At 61.7% G+C, this 16,460-nt stretch carries 15 protein-coding genes and 1 pseudogene; 10 read left to right on the forward strand and 6 right to left on the reverse strand.

Annotation, left to right across the window (positions count from 1 at the left end):
* Positions 1-12: 12 nt before the first annotated feature.
* Complete coding sequence (locus tag ACSSVH_RS05945) at positions 13-303, forward strand: DUF1145 domain-containing protein (RefSeq protein ID WP_432755152.1); 291 nt, start codon at positions 13-15, stop codon at positions 301-303.
* Complete coding sequence (locus tag ACSSVH_RS05950) at positions 296-1,054, forward strand: collagen-like protein (protein WP_492634219.1); 759 nt, start codon at positions 296-298, stop codon at positions 1,052-1,054. The genes ACSSVH_RS05945 and ACSSVH_RS05950 overlap by 8 nt, the downstream gene beginning before the upstream one ends.
* A gap of 110 nt (positions 1,055-1,164) precedes the next feature.
* On the opposite strand, the gene ACSSVH_RS05955 is transcribed toward ACSSVH_RS05950, so the two are convergent.
* A complete protein-coding gene (locus tag ACSSVH_RS05955) occupies positions 1,165-1,629 on the reverse strand; it encodes a CopD family protein (RefSeq protein WP_169955483.1) in 465 nt (154 codons plus the stop codon).
* Between the two features lie 99 nt (positions 1,630-1,728).
* Here ACSSVH_RS05955 and dinG point away from each other — a divergent pair, with 99 nt between their 5' ends.
* The 5 genes and pseudogenes from dinG to pdxH all read left to right on the forward strand — a co-directional run bounded on the left by dinG (position 1,729) and on the right by pdxH (position 9,211).
* Complete coding sequence (gene dinG / locus ACSSVH_RS05960) at positions 1,729-3,873, forward strand: ATP-dependent DNA helicase DinG (RefSeq protein WP_032858113.1); 2,145 nt, start codon at positions 1,729-1,731, stop codon at positions 3,871-3,873.
* An 88-nt stretch (positions 3,874-3,961) separates the two neighbouring features.
* A pseudogene (locus ACSSVH_RS05965) lies at positions 3,962-6,175 on the forward strand (beta-galactosidase); the annotation flags it as partial.
* Positions 6,176-6,240: 65 nt separating this feature from the next.
* Positions 6,241-7,386: a serine hydrolase gene (locus ACSSVH_RS05970; RefSeq protein ID WP_170058344.1), complete on the forward strand. Its 1,146-nt coding sequence runs from the start codon at positions 6,241-6,243 to the stop codon at positions 7,384-7,386.
* 139 nt (positions 7,387-7,525) lie between these two features.
* The gene (locus tag ACSSVH_RS05975; protein WP_170042909.1) at positions 7,526-8,536 is read left to right on the forward strand and encodes an OmpA family protein; all 1,011 of its coding nucleotides are present in this window, start codon (positions 7,526-7,528) and stop codon (positions 8,534-8,536) included.
* Positions 8,537-8,563: 27 nt separating this feature from the next.
* Positions 8,564-9,211, forward strand: a complete 648-nt coding sequence (gene pdxH, locus ACSSVH_RS05980; protein ID WP_169955488.1) for a pyridoxamine 5'-phosphate oxidase — start codon at positions 8,564-8,566, stop codon at positions 9,209-9,211.
* A 142-nt stretch (positions 9,212-9,353) separates the two neighbouring features.
* Here pdxH and ACSSVH_RS05985 read toward each other — a convergent pair whose 3' ends face one another.
* Positions 9,354-9,599 carry a hypothetical protein gene (locus ACSSVH_RS05985; RefSeq protein ID WP_169955489.1) on the reverse strand — a complete coding sequence of 82 codons (246 nt, stop codon included), beginning with the start codon at positions 9,597-9,599 and terminating at the stop codon, positions 9,354-9,356.
* Between the two features lie 157 nt (positions 9,600-9,756).
* Between ACSSVH_RS05985 and ACSSVH_RS05990 the strand changes: the two genes are divergently transcribed.
* On the forward strand, positions 9,757-10,221 hold the full coding sequence (locus ACSSVH_RS05990) for an outer membrane lipoprotein (RefSeq protein ID WP_029297142.1): 465 nt from the start codon (positions 9,757-9,759) through the stop codon (positions 10,219-10,221).
* Positions 10,222-10,302: 81 nt separating this feature from the next.
* On the opposite strand, the gene nhaA is transcribed toward ACSSVH_RS05990, so the two are convergent.
* Positions 10,303-11,490 (reverse strand): Na+/H+ antiporter NhaA, encoded by a 1,188-nt coding sequence (nhaA, locus tag ACSSVH_RS05995; RefSeq protein ID WP_169955490.1) that lies wholly within the window; start codon positions 11,488-11,490, stop codon positions 10,303-10,305.
* Positions 11,491-11,706: 216 nt separating this feature from the next.
* Between nhaA and ACSSVH_RS06000 the strand changes: the two genes are divergently transcribed.
* A complete protein-coding gene (locus ACSSVH_RS06000; RefSeq protein WP_492634220.1) occupies positions 11,707-12,801 on the forward strand; it encodes a PLP-dependent cysteine synthase family protein in 1,095 nt (364 codons plus the stop codon).
* 67 nt (positions 12,802-12,868) lie between these two features.
* Here the strand turns inward: ACSSVH_RS06000 and ACSSVH_RS06005 are convergent, their stop codons facing one another.
* Positions 12,869-14,482, reverse strand: coding sequence for an NAD(P)/FAD-dependent oxidoreductase (locus tag ACSSVH_RS06005; RefSeq protein WP_169955492.1), 1,614 nt, complete (start codon positions 14,480-14,482; stop codon positions 12,869-12,871).
* A 106-nt stretch (positions 14,483-14,588) separates the two neighbouring features.
* Positions 14,589-15,260, reverse strand: a complete 672-nt coding sequence (locus ACSSVH_RS06010) for a COG3650 family protein (protein ID WP_169955493.1) — start codon at positions 15,258-15,260, stop codon at positions 14,589-14,591.
* 169 nt (positions 15,261-15,429) lie between these two features.
* Here ACSSVH_RS06010 and ACSSVH_RS06015 point away from each other — a divergent pair, with 169 nt between their 5' ends.
* A complete protein-coding gene (locus tag ACSSVH_RS06015; protein ID WP_492634221.1) occupies positions 15,430-15,786 on the forward strand; it encodes a hypothetical protein in 357 nt (118 codons plus the stop codon).
* Here the strand turns inward: ACSSVH_RS06015 and ACSSVH_RS06020 are convergent, their stop codons facing one another.
* Entirely contained in the window at positions 15,787-16,386 is a 600-nt protein-coding gene (locus tag ACSSVH_RS06020; RefSeq protein WP_169955495.1) for a short chain dehydrogenase, read from the reverse strand.
* Between the last annotated feature and the right edge of the window lie 74 nt (positions 16,387-16,460).

The raw sequence follows: 16,460 nt of genomic DNA on the forward strand, positions 1-16,460 counted from the left end.
GGGGCGTAGGGCATGAAGCTGTTGTTGCGAGTGGGGAAGTTGCTGGCGTTGCTGTTCTGGGCGGTTGTGCTGGTCAATCTGTTCAAACCGCTGACCAATCCATTTCATCTGTTGGTCAACCTGGTCGGCAGCCTGTTGTTGCTGGTCCATCTTCTGGAGTTGGTGTTGTTCAACGCCAGCGTCAAACATCGTGCCCACCCCTGGCGTGACCGCCTGCTGATCCTGTTGCTGGGGATGTTCCATATAAAGAGCCTGCCTGCGCCTGCGGCTGACCACGACAACAAGGATGCCAATCATGCGTAAGGTTTTACTCCTGGCCCTATTGGTCAGCCCCATCGCCCTGGCCGAAAGCGTCAGTGTCGAGACCAACTCGTTGCTGCGCTTGCCCAACAGCACCAGCGTGCTGCAGCTGGTGCGCCTGGAAGTGGCCGACTATGGCACTTTGCTGATTCCGGCCAATATCACCCAGGTCACTGTCGACGAATTGCACCTGGGCCGCGAAGCGCGGATCGCCATCGTGCCCAGCGCCAGGGCCTTGCAATTGCAGGTGCAGCATGCGCAGTTGGAACATGGCAGCCAGATCACCTCCCGTGGCGCGCCCGGCACCCATGAAAAACCGGCCCGGCCTGGGCGTGACCTGACCTTGCGGATCAACCAGTTGAGCGCGGCGGAACTGTCCGTCGATGCCCGTGGCGGCACCGGCGCCCAAGGTTATAGCGGCTTGGATGGCGCCAACGGTGAAGACCCGGGGTGCACCTGGGGCTCGGCCGGGCGTGGCGCCAATGGTGACAACGGCGGTGACGGCCTGCCGGGGGCCGCAGGCGCGGCGGTGCGTATTGAATTGCCGCTGGACTATCCGAGCGAGCAGATCAAGGTCTGGGTCGATGGCGGTGCAGGCGGCTTGCCAGGTGTGGCCGGCAAGCCGGGCAAGGGCGGGGTGTCCAAGGGCTGCCTGGTGTATCGCGCCGACGGCGGCGAGAAAGGCCGGCCGGGGTTGGAAGGCCAGGCTGGGCCGGCGGGGCCTGCCGGTTCAGTGAGCATCCAGCGGCTTTGAGCGATTGGCACCGGCCCTATCGCGGGCAAGCCCACTCCCACCTTTTTAAGGTATTCACAAATCAAAGTGTGGGAGCGGGCTTGCCCGCGATGAGGCACTGAGGAACACCCTCAGAACATCGGCCGGGCCGAAGCCACACCCACCACTACCAACCCAACAATCAGATTGATCCCAACCAACTTTCGGATTCTTCCCAGCACCTGCGCGCCAGTCGCCCAGTCCTCGGCCGCCACGGCCGTGCGCAGTTCAGGCAGTTGTAACGCCTGGATGCGGATAAACAGCGCCGTCATCACCACATACAGGCCCATCATCACCTGTACATAACGCGGTGCGGTTTCAAACCCGTTGAAGCGCAACTGCAACAATCCAACGCCACTGATCGGCAAGATCAGCACCGCGACCCAAACCCACACGAAAAAACGCGGAAACACATTCATCCACAGTTTAAGTCGCGCCGGCCCCTCAAGCGCCGCCACAGCGGCTGGGCGCAGGATCATCCAGGCGAAAAACATACCACCGACCCAGACCAGGGCGGCCAATACATGCAGGGTGTAGGCAAGGCTAAACACGGTCATTGAGGTACTCCGTTCTGCGCGGGATTAATTAGCGGGGTATGATAGCGGCCGATCCGAACCACTGAAAATTTATCCAGCGTTTTTTGCGCCCGACTATCCATGATCAGCACTGAACTCAAAACCACGATCCAGGGCGCCTACTCGCGTTTTCTCGAAGCCAAGAGCTTGAAACCGCGCTACGGCCAGCGCCTGATGATCGCCGAAGTGGCCAAGGTCCTCGGGGATATCGACACCGACGATGAAGGCCGGCGCAGTGGCGACCCTGCGGTCGTGGCCGTCGAGGCCGGCACCGGTACTGGCAAGACCGTGGCCTACAGCCTGGCGGCGATTCCGACTGCCAAGGCCGCTGGCAAGCGCCTGGTGATTGCCACCGCCACCGTGGCCCTGCAAGAGCAGATCGTCTACAAAGACCTGCCGGACCTGATGCGCAACAGCGGCCTGAGCTTCACCTTTGCCCTGGCCAAGGGGCGTGGCCGCTATATGTGCCTGTCCAAGCTGGATGTGCTGTTGCAGGAAGGCCACGCGCAAACCGCCACGGCCTCGCTGTTCGAAGAAGAAGGCTTCAAGATCGAAGTCGATGAGGCCAGCCAGAAGCTGTTTACCAGCATGATCGAAAAGCTGGCCGGTAATAAGTGGGATGGTGACCGCGACAGCTGGCCCAATGCCCTGGAAGACGCCGACTGGGCGCGCCTGACCACCGATCACAGCCAGTGCACCAACCGTCATTGCCCCAACTTCGGCCAGTGCGCCTTCTACAAGGCCCGGGAAGGCATGGGCAAGGTCGACGTGATCGTCACCAACCACGACATGGTCCTCGCCGACCTGGCCCTGGGCGGCGGCGCTGTGCTGCCGGACCCGCGCGACACCCTGTATGTGTTCGACGAAGGCCACCACTTGCCGGACAAGGCCATCGGCCACTTTGCCCACTACACGCGCCTGCGTTCCACTGCCGACTGGCTGGAAACCACCGCCAAGAACCTCACCAAGCTGCTGGCCCAGCATCCGTTGCCGGGTGACCTGGGCAAGCTGATCGAACAGGTGCCGGAGTTGGCGCGGGAGATCAAGACCCAGCAACAGTTCATGTTCAGCGCCTGCGAGCAGGTGGCGGACTTCAAGCCTGGCGAAGACGTCGAAGGCCGTGAACGGCCGCGCCATCGTTTTGTCGGCGGGCTGATCCCCGAGCATATGCGCGAGATGGGCGTGGAGCTGAAGAAGGGCTTCTCACGCCTCACCGATCTGTTCACGCGCCTGACCGACCTGCTCAAGGAAGGCATGGATGGCGAGGTCAATATCGGTATCGCCAGCAACCAGGCCGAAGAGTGGTATCCGTTGTTTGGCAGCCTGCTGTCCCGCGCCCAGGGCAACTGGGAGTTGTGGACCGCCTTCACCGTTGAAGACCCGGAAGATAACCCGCCCATGGCCCGCTGGCTGACGCTGTCGGAGAGCGGCGCGCTGTTCGATATCGAGGTCAACGCCAGCCCGATCCTTGCCGCAGAAATGCTCCGACGCAACCTGTGGAACGTGGCCTACGGCGCCCTGGTGACTTCGGCCACCCTGACCGCCCTGGGCACCTTCGACCGGTTCCGCATGCGCGCCGGCCTGCCGAAAAAAGCCGTCACCGCCGTGGTCCCCAGCCCGTTCCACCATGCCGACGCCGGCGTGCTGCGGGTGCCGGACCTCAAGGCCGACCCACGGGATGCGCCGGCGCACACCGCAGCAATCATTCGTGACCTGCCATCGCTGGTGGAAGGTTCCAAGGGCACCCTGGTGCTGTTTTCGTCACGCAAGCAGATGCAGGACGTGTTCGACGGCCTCGACCGCGACTGGCGCAAGCAGGTGTTTATCCAGGGCAACCTGTCGAAACAGGAAACCCTCAACAAGCACAAGGCACGGGTCGATGGCGGGGACTCCAGCGTGTTGTTCGGCCTGGCGAGCTTTGCCGAAGGTGTCGACTTGCCCGGCGCCTACTGTGAACACGTGGTGATCGCGAAGATCCCGTTCTCGGTGCCGGACGATCCGGTCGAGGCGGCGCTGGCCGAATGGATTGAAGCCCGGGGCGGCAATCCGTTCATGGAAATCTCGGTGCCGGACGCCTCGTTGAAGCTGGTCCAGGCTTGTGGCCGCTTGCTGCGTACCGAGGAGGACCGGGGCACCATCACCTTGCTCGACCGCCGTCTGGTCACCCAGCGCTATGGCAAGGCTATCCTGAATGCCTTGCCGCCTTTCCGGCGCGAAATTTCTTAATCCACAGTGGGCGAATTCGCCCACTTCGTGGTCTATCTCATGTATGTCATCAGGCCATTCACCGGCCGATTGGGAGAACCTTGTTCGTATGATCCGCACGCTGCCTGCTCTTTTTGCTTTGTTGTTCGCCGCGCCATTGCTGGCCGCGCCGGCCGGGCAACAGACGCTGTTCAACTTTGTCCGGCCGGCCGATGTGGTCAAGGTGGCGACCCAGGACGCCAGCTTGCCGCAATACAACGCCGAACAGACCCCGGAAGGCGAGGTGCTGCGCCGCATCACCTTCAACCCGGCGGCACAGCCGAGCCTGGTGCTCAGCCCGCAGAGCGGGGTGTGGGACTGGTCGCAATCGACTGCCATGAGCCTGCGCATCCAGAGTGCGATGGACTGGGCGCTGACCTTGTATGTCAAGGTGCAGAGCAGCGACGGCAAGACCCTGGTCAGTCGTATCGATTTGCCGGCGGGGCCTGCGCAAACCCTGCTGGTGCCGCTGCAAGCCAATTCGCCCTTGAGCCAGGGCATGAAGGCCGGGCCGCCGATGCCGATCACCGTGGACGGGCAGCGTGTGATGCTGGCCGCCAGTGCTGGGGAAATCGACCGCAGCCAGGTGGTCTCGGTCACTCTATCGATGATCCAGCCGGTCGCGCCGCAAAGCATCCTGCTGGAACGCTTTGGCGTGCAGGACAGCGAACCGGTGCTCAAGGCCGCCTACAGTGAGCTGGTGGATGCCTATGGGCAGTCCACCCGCGCGCGCTGGCCGGAAAAAGTCAGCAGCGACGAGCAACTCAAGGCTGCGGCCGCCAAGGAGCAGCAACTGCTCAGGGGCTGGCTCGCGGAGCGTGACAAGGCCGATTTGGACAAGTTTGGCGGCTGGACCAAGGGCCCGGCCTTTGACGCCAGCGGTTTCTTTCGCACCGAAAAGCGCGACGGGCGCTGGTACCTGGTGACTCCGCTGGGGCATCCGTTCTACTCCCTGGGCGTCAACACCGTGAGCCCGGCCAACAGCCAGACCTATGTCGCCGGGCGCGAGTGGATGTTTGGCGCACTGCCCAAGGCGGGTGAGCCTTTCGACAAATATTATGGCAGTGGCGATAACCGTGGCGGCAATGGCGCGGATGTCGGGCGCGGCTTCAATGTGGGGCGCTGGTACGATTTCTACGGGGCCAATCTGCAACGCACTTATGGCTCCGAAGGTTTCGACCAGGCGCGCTGGGTCGGCCACACCCTGGACCGCCTGCAGGCCTGGGGTTTCAATACCGTCGGCAACTGGAGCGCCCCGCAGCTGGTTGGCGCAGATCGCGTGCCTTACACCTTGGCGCTGTCGATCATTGGCGACTACACCAGTATCAGCACCGGGATCGACTGGTGGGGAGGCATGCCCGATCCCTTCGACCCGCGCTTTGCCATGGCCACCGAGCGGGCCGTGGCGATTGCCACCCGTGACCATCGCGACGATCCCTGGTTGATCGGCTTCTTTGCCGATAACGAACTGGCGTGGGCCGGTCCTGGCAATGATGCAAAATCCCGTTATGCCCTGGCCTACGGCACCCTGCGCATGACTACCGATGTGCCGGCCAAGCGTGCGTTCCTCAAGCAACTGCGCGATAAATATCGCAACGAAGACGGCCTGTCCAAAGCCTGGGGCATTCACCTGGCTGGATGGGAGTTGATGGAAGATCCAGGCTTCGAGCCGCCGGTTCCCAACCCCGAGCATCCGGAAATCGAGGCTGATTTCCAGTATTTCCAGAAGACTTTCGCCGACGCCTACTTCAAGACCATCTCCGATGCGCTGAAATGGCACGCGCCCAACCAGTTGCTGCTGGGTGGCCGCTATGCTGTCAGCACGCCGGAAGCCGTGGCGTCCTGCGCCCAGTATTGCGATGTGCTGAGCTTCAACATGTACACCCTCAAGCCCCAGGACGGTCATGACTTCGCCGCCCTGCGCGCGCTGGACAAGCCGGTACTGATCAGCGAGTTCAACGTCGGCTCGGCCGACCGTGGCCCGTTCTGGGGCGGCTTGACGCCATTGGCCAGGGAAGAGGCGCGCGGCCCGGCCTATGCGACCTTCCTCAAGCAGGCCATGGCCGAGCCGTCGATTGTCGGTGTGCACTGGTTCCAGTACCTTGACCAGCCGGTGACCGGGCGTTTGCTGGACGGTGAAAATGGCCATTTCGGCCTGGTGGGAATCACCGATGTGCCGTTCCAGGGCTTCGTCGACAGTGTGCGTAAAAGCAATCTGGCGGCGATCCAGCAATTGGGTCGGGAAGCCGAAAAAGCCAAGGTCGCCCACGCGGCAACGGGTTCCCAAACCCCGTAATGACTGGAACAATGGGCGCCATTTAACGCAAGTCTTTTCCGAGGGGGATGCAGGTGCAGATTCAGGGTCATTACGAGCTTCAATTCGAAGCAGTGCGTGAAGCCTTCGGCGCACTGTTTGACGACCCTCAGGAGCGTGGTGCGGCGCTGTGTGTGCAGATTGGCGGCGAAACCGTCCTCGACCTGTGGGCCGGCACCGCCGACAAGGACGGTGCCGAGGCCTGGCATAGCGACACTATTGCCAACCTGTTCTCCTGCACCAAGACCCTCACCGCCGTCACCGCCCTGCAACTGGTTGCCGAAGGCAAATTGCAGTTGGACGCCCCGGTTGCCAACTACTGGCCAGAGTTCGCCGCGGCAGGCAAGGAAAACATCACCCTGCGCCAGCTGCTGTGCCACAAGGCCGGGCTGCCAGCGCTGCGTGAAATATTGCCCGCCGAGGCCCTGTATGACTGGCCCTTGATGACCGCTGCCCTGGCCGCCGAGGCTCCCTGGTGGACACCCGGCGAGGGCCATGGCTACGCCGCCATCACCTATGGCTGGCTGGTCGGTGAACTGCTGCGCCGCGCCGATGGGCGTGGGCCGGGGGAGTCGATTGTGGCCCGGGTTGCCCGCCCGTTGGGTCTGGACTTCCATGTCGGGTTGGCCGACGCAGAGTTCTATCGCGTCGCCCACATTGCCCGGAGCAAAGGCAACATGGGGGATGAGGCAGCCCAGAGGCTATTACAGGTCACCCTGCGCGAACCTGCGGCAATGACTACCCGGGCGTTTACCAATCCGCCCTCTATACTAACCAGCACTAATAAACCCGAGTGGCGTCGTATGCAGCAGCCGGCGGCAAATGGGCATGGCAATGCGCGCAGTTTGGCCGGGTTTTATAGTGGTTTGTTGGATGGAAGTTTGTTGGAAGCCGAGATGCTTGAACAACTGACCCGCGAGCACAGTATCGGGCCGGATAAAACCTTATTGACGCAAACCCGTTTTGGCCTGGGCTGCATGTTGGACCAGCCAGATGTGCCCAATGCGACCTTCGGCCTTGGCCCACGTGCATTTGGGCATCCCGGGGCCGGTGGCTCGGTGGGCTTTGCTGATCCGGAACATGATGTAGCATTTGGTTTCGTGACCAATACTCTGGGGCCGTATGTACTTATGGACCCGCGCGCGCAAAAGTTGGTAAGAATATTGGCCGGTTGTCTGTAAATAGCTTGCTGTCTGGCGTTTTTTTGTTAAAAAGGCACCTACAAAAGGCGCTTGAAAAGTATTGTTACTTTAAACTTCGTGAAGCGTCTGTTTAACGGGTCATCCAGACCCCTGTGTTTTCTCATTTTGTGGATATCTCATGTTATCGAACAAGTCCTTGGCACTGGCGCTCTGCCTCACTATTACTGGCTGTGCACAAACTCCACAAAATGATGCGTCTGGCGAGCATTGGTGGTCATTCGGGTTCGACAAGTCGGCGACCAAGGATGTTACCGCCAAGGCCGATGCCAAGGCGGCTGATGCCAAGGCAGACCTCAAGGCCGATCTGCAGGCGGCAACGCCAGCCGCGGCTGCTGCCCCGGTGGTCGCCAAGACTGAAAGCGATACCAAATGGTGGTGGCCGTTTGAAAGCAAGCCAAAACCGCTGAGCAAAGTCGATGTGACCAACATCCCGATGCCCGACCCGAAAATCACCCAGGCCTGGCTGGACGACTACGAGCCGCGCCTGCGTGCCGCGATCAAGGACAGCAACCTGCAACTGGAACGTCGCGACAACGTGCTGGTGGTGATTGCCCCGGTCGATGGTTCGTACAACCCGAAACGCCCTGCAATGTTGTTGCCAGTGACCCTGGGCCCGTTCACCCGTGTCGCCAAGGCCGTTGAAAAGGATCCGAAGACTGCCGTGCTCGTCCTGGGTCACATCGATACCGTGCAGAACCAGCCCCTGACCAAGGAGCGTGCACAGTCCATTGCCTCGATCTTCAGCCTCAGCGGCCTGAAGCAGGACCGCCTGATGCTGCGTGGCATGGGTGACCTGATGCCCCGCGCCGCCAACGACAGCACCCAGGGCCGTGCCTTGAACCGTCGCATGGAGATCATGTTCACCCAGCGCACTACCATGCTGGCACTGCTGAGCAAGTACAACTCGCCAAACCCACCGAAGCCTGAGCTGGTTGCGGTACAGGACGTTGTTGCCCCAGCACCGGTCGCCAAGAAAGCCGTTGCCGCCAAGAAAGCACCTGCCAAGAAGGCCGCCGCCAAGCCAGCCGCGAAGAAAGCCGCCGCCAAGCCGGCTGCCAAAAAGCCAGCTGCCGCCAAGGATGCAACGCCAGCGAAAAAAGTAGCGGCAAACGACCAGGTAAAAAACTGAGCAGTTGAGCGAGAAGGATAAAGCCGCATGACCCAGGCACTGGCTGATATGCGCCGTGACTACACACGGGACGGTTTGAGCGAGGCCCAGGCCCCGGACGAGCCGTTTGCCTTGTTCCACCAGTGGTTCAACGATGCGGTCAAGACCGAGCAGCCACCGGTGGAGGCCAATGCCATGACCCTGGCGACCGTGGACCAGGAGGGCCGGCCTCACTGCCGCGTCTTGCTGCTCAAGGGGCTGGATGCCCAGGGCTTTACCTTCTTCACCAACTACCAGAGTGCCAAGGGCCAGCAATTGGCAGCCCGCCCGTTTGCTGCCATGACCTTCTTCTGGCCGACCCTGGAGCGCCAGGTGCGTATCGAGGGGAGGGTGGTCAAGGTCACGCCCGAGGAGTCGGACGCCTATTATCAGGTGCGTCCCCTGGGTAGCCGCATCGGCGCCTGGGCTTCCCCGCAAAGCCAGGTGATCCGTGATCGCCAGCAATTGCAGGATTTGCTCACGCTGACCGAGCAGCGTTTCAGCGAGACCCAGCCGGATTGTCCGCAACACTGGGGTGGTTATCGCCTGCTGCCCGAGCGCATCGAGTTCTGGCAGGGTCGGGCGAGCCGCTTGCATGATCGCTTGAACTATCGTTTGCAGGGTGCCGACTGGACCCGCGAGCGACTTGCGCCCTGAGGGCCCTTTAAGCACCCGAGCCCGGGCAAGGCTGCGATGATGGCGGCGCTGCCCACTTCAGGTTGTCTGATACACCCCCTATCGCAGCCTCGCCAGAGCTCGACAGCTCTCACCTTTGATCTTGGTGTTCTTGCCGAGGTCTCTACTCCGGGGCTTGTGGTGTGTATTGCCGGGCCGCGTCCTGCAGCCACTGCGGCAAATCCTTACGCTTGACCTTCTCAGCCTTGGCGCGGTCCAACTGTTGCAGCATAAAGATGCGCTTGTGCTGATCGTCTCCAGCCAGGGACAGCGCCAGGTCGCGGTCCACCCAGCGCTTGATTCGCCGGTACAGCCACCAGTGGAAATACAGGCCGGCGGCGGTGGTAGCTACAATGATGAAGTAGTCCATGAAACTCCTTGTCTGGATGCGGTTGCTACCGTTCGTCGATTTTCGCGGTACAGCCTGTCTGTACTGGGGCTGAATGAAAGCAATTTTCTCCGGGCCTTGCCGTGACAGGCGTCAAGCAGCGGAGTCTAATTAAGATATGTCCTATGGAGTTGATGCTATGCGTAAGTCTGTTTTGCTGGTTGCCTGCTTTACCACCATGTCGTTGCTGCTGGGTGGCTGCGCCTCCAGTCTGACCGGCGACTCGTACTCCCGTGACGAAGCACGTCGTGTGCAGAGCGTGCGCATGGGCACCATTGAATCCCTGCGTCCGGTCAAGATCGAAGGCACCAAGACCCCAATCGGCGGCGCAGCAGGCGCAGTCATCGGCGGTGTTGGCGGTAGCGCCATCGGTGGCGGCCGTGGCAGCATCGTGACGGCTGTTATCGGTGCCGTGGCCGGCGGCCTGCTGGGCTCGGCCACCGAAGAAGGCCTGACCCGCACCCAGGGCGTCGAAATCACCGTGCGCGAAGACGACGGCAGCATGCGCGCCTACGTCCAGGCCGTGCAGGAAAACGAGATCTTCCGCATTGGCGACCGTGTGCGCATCATGACTGTAGACGGTACCAGCCGCGTTACCCGTTAAGGGCCGGCGGTCAAAGAAAAACCCCGACCGGGTGACCGGGCGGGGTTTTTTATTGGGTGCTAAGTTGGGCGTGCCAGCGCGTTAAGCGCTGGTAGCCGCCTGCTTGCGACTGGCCATCGCCGTCACTGCATAACCAATCAATGCCGCCAGGATCGAGCCGGTGAGAATACCCATCCGGTCCATCCCGGCGTATTCGCTACTGCCCGGCACGAACGCCAGCGAGCCGACAAACAGGCTCATGGTGAAGCCGATACCGCACAGGATGGCCACGCCCATGACCTGGCCCCAATTGGCGCCGGTCGGCAGGGCAGCCAGTCCGGTTTTCACCGCGAGCCAGGTCAGCCCAAACACACCGACCGTCTTGCCCACCAGCAGGCCGGCGGCGATACCCATTGGCACATGGTGGGTAAAGCTCTCCAGGTTGACCCCGGCCAGCGACACGCCGGCGTTGGCAAACGCGAACAGCGGCAGGATGCCGTAGGCCACCCACGGGTGCAGCGCGTGTTCCAGGCCCAGCAGGGGCGAGGGTTCGGCGTTCTTGGTGCGCAGCGGAATGCAGAACGCCAGGGTGACGCCAGCCAGGGTGGCATGAACCCCACTCTTGAGCACGCAGACCCACAGGATCAGGCCGATGATCAGGTACGGCCCGAGCTTGACCACGCCCAGGCGGTTCATGGCTATCAGCGCGACAAGGCAGGCACCTGCCCCTGCCAGCGACGCGGTGGACAGTTCGCTGGAATAGAAAATCGCGATGACGATGATGGCGCCCAGGTCATCGATGATCGCCAGGGTCATCAGGAACAGCTTCAGTGACACCGGTACACGCTTGCCCAGCAGGGCCAACACGCCAAGGGCAAAGGCGATATCGGTGGCCATCGGGATGGCCCAGCCGCCCAGCGCCGCCGGGTTATCCTTATTCAGCGCCCAGTAGATCAGCGCCGGCACCACCATGCCGCCGATGGCTGCAGCGCCTGGCAGCACGACCTGGGAAGGCTTGGACAAGTGGCCATCGAGCAACTCGCGCTTGACCTCGAGACCGATCAGCAGGAAGAACAGGGCCATCAGGCCGTCGTTGATCCATAGCAGCGACGGCTTGGCGATTTGCAGGGCGCCGATTTGTACGGCGACGGGCACGTCAAGAAAGCTGTTGTAGAGATGGGACAGCGGCGAGTTGTTGATGATCAGCGCCAAGGCGGCTGCAGCGATCAGTAACAGGCCGCTGGCCGCTTCAAGCTGGAAGAAACGGGTAAACGTGCTACGCAGAGGCAAGGGATGCTCTCCAATCAAAGTTCAATAGGGGCGTACCCTAACCCGTACTGTTAGTTGTTAAAACAAAAGTTATATTCTTTTTTGTTATATAAAAGCGTCGTGGTAGGGCTTGCGTCAAAGACTAGCAATTGTGTGTCGAATTGAGTCATGACTGTATCTGTGTGCAGTGTAGGAAAGACCCTAACATTCAGCCTGAAAACCTAATGGAACTTGAGCATGAGCGACCATCGTCCGTGGGCCCGAGAGGCCATCCGCATTATTGAGGCGGACTTCCAGCGCAGCGCCGACACCCACCTGATCCCGCTGCCTTTACCGGGCTTGCCGGGGATCGAGTTGTATTTCAAGGATGAGTCCAGCCACCCCACCGGCAGCCTCAAGCACCGGCTGGCTCGCTCCCTGTTCCTGTATGCGCTGTGCAACGGTTGGCTCAAGCCCGGCGCGCCAGTGATCGAAGCCTCCAGTGGCTCGACGGCGATCTCCGAGGCGTACTTCGCGCGTTTGCTGGGCCTGCCGTTCATTGCGGTGATGCCGGCCACCACGTCCCAGGAGAAAATTGCGCAGATCGCCTTCTACGGTGGCAAGAGCCACCTGGTGCAGGATCCCACGCAGATCTACGCCGAATCCGAGCGCCTGGCGCAGGAAAGTGGCGGGCACTTCATGGATCAGTTCACCTATGCCGAACGCGCGACGGACTGGCGGGCGAATAACAACATTGCCGAATCGATCTTCCAGCAACTGCGCTTCGAGCGCCATCCAGAGCCGAGCTGGCTGATTTCCAGCCCGGGTACCGGCGGGACCACGGCGACCCTGGGGCGCTATGTGCGTTATCGCCAGCATTGCACCCGAGTCTTGTGTGCCGATGCCGAGCGTTCGGTGTTCTTCGAGTATTACCAGAGCGGTGACGCCAGTTTGCGCCTGGACTGCGGTTCACGGATCGAGGGTATCGGCCGGCCACGGGTGGAGGCATCGTTCCTGCCCAAGGTGATTGATGCGATGGTCAAGGTGCCGGATGCCTTGTCGCTGGCGGCCATGCATTACCTGGCGCAACGCTTGGGACGGCGGGTCGGGGGTTCCAGCGGCACCAACCTGATCGGCGCGCTGGTTGCCGCGCAGCAGATGCAGGCGGCAGGGGAGTCCGGGTCTATCGTGGCGATTCTGTGTGATGGTGGCGAGCGCTATGCCACGACCTACTACGACGATGCGTGGCTGGTCGGGCAGGGGTATGAACTGGAAGAGTTGATCGACGCGGTTGCCGCCGGTGTCGAGCGGGGCGAGCCGTTGCCGGACAGTATCCTGCGCGCCAATATCTAAACCGTCTGGCGCACGATGATCACTGTGGGAGCGGGGCTTGCCCGCTCCCACAGTGGAGGGCGTTTGCTCAGGCTTCGATCCCGAGGATGTTGCGCGCCACGGCTTCGGCAATCCGAATCCCGTCAACGCCGGCCGACAGGATCCCACCGGCATAGCCAGCACCTTCGCCGGCCGGGAACAGGCCTTTGACATTCAAGCTCTGCATCGACGCGTCGCGGGTGATCCGCAGCGGCGATGAAGTGCGGGTCTCGATCCCGGTCAATACCGCGTCATGCAACGAGTAACCCTTGATCTGCTTCTCAAAGGCCGGCAACGCTTCGCGGATGGCCTCGATGGCGAAGTCTGGCAAGGCCAGGGCCAAGTCGCCCAGGGCTACGCCTGGCTTGTAGGAAGGTTCCACGCTACCAATAGCCGTGGACGGCTTGCCGGCGATGAAATCACCCACCAGTTGCGCCGGTGCTTCGTAGTTGCTGCCGCCGAGGATGAACGCGTGGGACTCCAGGCGCTCCTGCAACTCGATCCCGGCCAGCGGGCCGCCCGGGTAGTCCACTTCCGGCGTGATACCCACCACGATCCCGGAGTTGGCATTGCGTTCGTTACGCGAATACTGGCTCATGCCATTGGTCACGACCCGATTCGGCTCGGAGGTGGCTGCCACCACCGTGCCGCCTGGGCACATGCAGAAGCTGTACACCGAGCGGCCGTTCTTGGCGTGGTGCACCAGCTTGTAGTCGGCCGCGCCCAGTTTCGGGTGCCCGGCATATTTGCCCAGGCGTGCGGCGTCGATCAGCGACTGCGGATGTTCGATACGGAAACCCACCGAAAACGGCTTGGCTTCCATGTACACGCCACGGCCGTGGAGCATGCGGAAAGTGTCGCGGGCGCTGTGGCCGAGGGCGAGGATCACATGCTTGGAAAGGATCTGCTCGCCACCCGCGACCACCACGCCATTCAACTGGCCATCTTCGATCAGCACGTCGGTGACCCGCTGTTCAAAACGCACTTCACCGCCCAGGGCGATGATCTGCTGGCGCATGTTTTCCACCACGCCGGTCAGGCGGAAGGTACCGATGTGCGGTTTGCTGACGTAGAGGATCTCGTCTGGCGCGCCGGCTTTGACGAACTCGTGCAGGACCTTGCGCCCGTGAAATTTCGGGTCCTTGATCTGGCTGTAGAGCTTGCCGTCGGAAAAGGTCCCGGCACCGCCCTCGCCGAACTGCACGTTGGACTCGGGGTTGAGTACGCTTTTGCGCCACAGGCCCCAGGTGTCCTTGGTGCGCTGGCGCACTTCGCGGCCGCGCTCGAGGATGATCGGCTTGAAGCCCATTTGCGCCAGCAACAACCCGGCAAAGATCCCGCAAGGGCCGAAGCCGACCACAATCGGCCGCTCGCTCAGGTCGGCCGGTGCCTGGCCGACGACCTTGTAGCTGACATCGGGGGCGGCATTGATATTGCGGTCGTCAGCGAACTTGAGCAGCAGGGCGGCCTCGCCCTTGACCTCAAGGTCGACGGTGTAGATGAAACACAGCTCCGACGACTTCTTGCGCGCATCGTAGCTGCGTTTGAACAGGGTGAAATCGAGCAGATCATCACTGGCGATGCCCAGGCGCTGCACAATGGCAGGCCGCAGGTCTTCTTCGGGATGGTCGATGGGCAGCTTGAGTTCGGTGATTCGTAGCATGACAGGATCCGGTATGCGGCGTTTGGTAGGGCCGGCGGTTTTGCAAACCGGCGATTATAAGCCCCAACGGCGGTTTCCCGTCATGCTAAAACAGCGCAGGGCTGAATCAGTCGTCCCGCGAGCCGCCAAACGCCGCGCAGCCACGCTGCACCTGACCGTTGATCCGAAGTTCGGCGCTCATATGCTGCAGGCTGCCACTGACGCTATCGATGCAGCGTTGGGGCGCGACCCACAGTTCAATCTGCTGGCCGTTGGCTTCGGTGGTGAGGTTGAAGCGGCCGTCGCCCAGTTGTTCTTCGACATAAGGCACCGGCAACGGTGGCTGCCCCTCGCGTTGCAAGACCATGCCCTTATTGGTGACGTTCAATGCCCACGCCGGCTTGTGGCCATTGGCGCGCAGGATCATGCGCTTGAAGTCCGGGTCGTCGCAGGCCGAGGTCGAACGTTCGACGCGGTACAGTTGCTGCAGGTCCACCTGGCCCTGGGTGCCGCTGGCGACTCCGGAGAACTTGCCGCGCAGGTCGGCAAACAAGGCCCCTTGCTGGCCGGCCAGGGACGCAGCTTCCTGGAGGATGCTGGTGCCGCCGGTGTCGTTGACCACATAGTTGCGCTGATCATGGCAGGGCTGGAACAGCAATTTGTCGCCCACTGCGGTCAATTCGCCCTGCATGCGAGTCAGGCCCGTCATGGACGGCTTGGCCGCATCGCGGTCGAACAACTGGCAGGCGGTGAGCAGGGGCAACAGGGCAAACAGAGCAAGGGTACGGGCGGCAAGCATTATCGGGTCTCCTGATAAGTGCCGCCACGTTACGCAGGCTGGCGCTGCATCACAAGCCGGTGATGGGCGATTAGGTTGCAGCATTTTAACGGAGCCTGAAATTAAGCCTTTTCCGTGGATGTTACGGAAGCCTTATGCCAAGTTTAAGTTTTTCGAAAGGCGCATTCATATGAACATTCGATGGACCCTTTTCGCCCTGGCCTGCGTGGCACCCCTGGCCTGGGCCGAGGTGCCGGCCAAGCTGTTCTACACCTCACAGACCGACTTCACCGATATGACCTTGACCCTGAAAAGAGCCGGCGCCCTCCAACCCGAGTTTATCGAGGTCGACGTGACGCTGACGCCGGAAGCCAGGGAGCGCACGAAAGCGCTGACCCAGGCGGCCATGCATAAGCAGATGACCCTGTACCTCAATGGCCGGCAGCTCAATACGGCGACGGTCCATGGTGTGCTCTACGGTCCGGGCCTGAGGTTCTCCATCCCCCGCAACCAGTTGTTGGAGATGATGCCGTCGCTGCTCAAGTGATCAACCGACGATGTAGGTCTGTCCGGTCTGTAAACCTTCCACACTCTTGGCGTAGGCCAAAGCCACTTCCGTCGCCGGAACCGGCTTAAAACCCCTGAAGTAAGGTGCATAGCTGCCCATGGCTTCCACCAACACGGTCGGGCTGACCGAGTTGATCCGCAGGCCCCGTGGCAGTTCAATCGCCGCCGCTTTGACGAAGGCATCGATGGCACCATTGACCAGCGCCGCCGAGGCGCCGGTGCGGATCGGGTCGCGGTTGAGGATGCCGCTGGTGAAGGTGAACGACGCACCGTCGTTGGCAAACTCGCGGCCGATCAGCAACAGATTGACCTGACCCATCAGCTTGTCTTGCAGGCCGAGGTCGAAATGGCTGGCCTCCATATCCCCCAGGGGCACGAAGTTGACGCTGCCGGCGGCGCACACCAAGGCATCGAACTGGCCGGTTTGTACAAACAGTCGGCGGATCGAGGCGCTGTCGCTGATGTCGACCTGAAAGTCGCCGCTCTTGCGCCCGATGCTGATCACTTCATGGCGCTGGGACAGTTCAGCCTTGACCGCCGAGCCGACAGTGCCGCTGGCGCCGATCAACAGGATTTTCATGGTGTGGTTCCTCAAGGGGTTTAGGTGAGCCTTGAGTCTAGAGTGGTTTTTTCTGCGGATAAGCGCACTAATAG

The organism is Pseudomonas sp. HC1(2025) (assembly GCF_058742075.1).

Excerpts from the sequence above, each read along its gene's own strand:
- ACSSVH_RS05945 (WP_432755152.1), top strand. The coding sequence starts at position 13 with ATGAAGCTGTTGTTGCGAGTGGGGAAGTTGCTGGCGTTGCTGTTCTGG.
- ACSSVH_RS05950 (WP_492634219.1), top strand. The coding sequence starts at position 296 with ATGCGTAAGGTTTTACTCCTGGCCCTATTGGTCAGCCCCATCGCCCTG.
- ACSSVH_RS05955 (WP_169955483.1), bottom strand. The coding sequence starts at position 1,629 with ATGACCGTGTTTAGCCTTGCCTACACCCTGCATGTATTGGCCGCCCTG.
- dinG (WP_032858113.1), top strand. The coding sequence starts at position 1,729 with ATGATCAGCACTGAACTCAAAACCACGATCCAGGGCGCCTACTCGCGT.
- ACSSVH_RS05975 (WP_170042909.1), top strand. The coding sequence starts at position 7,526 with ATGTTATCGAACAAGTCCTTGGCACTGGCGCTCTGCCTCACTATTACT.
- pdxH (WP_169955488.1), top strand. The coding sequence starts at position 8,564 with ATGACCCAGGCACTGGCTGATATGCGCCGTGACTACACACGGGACGGT.
- ACSSVH_RS05985 (WP_169955489.1), bottom strand. The coding sequence starts at position 9,599 with ATGGACTACTTCATCATTGTAGCTACCACCGCCGCCGGCCTGTATTTC.
- ACSSVH_RS05990 (WP_029297142.1), top strand. The coding sequence starts at position 9,757 with ATGCGTAAGTCTGTTTTGCTGGTTGCCTGCTTTACCACCATGTCGTTG.
- ACSSVH_RS06000 (WP_492634220.1), top strand. The coding sequence starts at position 11,707 with ATGAGCGACCATCGTCCGTGGGCCCGAGAGGCCATCCGCATTATTGAG.
- ACSSVH_RS06005 (WP_169955492.1), bottom strand. The coding sequence starts at position 14,482 with ATGCTACGAATCACCGAACTCAAGCTGCCCATCGACCATCCCGAAGAA.
- ACSSVH_RS06010 (WP_169955493.1), bottom strand. The coding sequence starts at position 15,260 with ATGCTTGCCGCCCGTACCCTTGCTCTGTTTGCCCTGTTGCCCCTGCTC.
- ACSSVH_RS06015 (WP_492634221.1), top strand. The coding sequence starts at position 15,430 with ATGAACATTCGATGGACCCTTTTCGCCCTGGCCTGCGTGGCACCCCTG.
- ACSSVH_RS06020 (WP_169955495.1), bottom strand. The coding sequence starts at position 16,386 with ATGAAAATCCTGTTGATCGGCGCCAGCGGCACTGTCGGCTCGGCGGTC.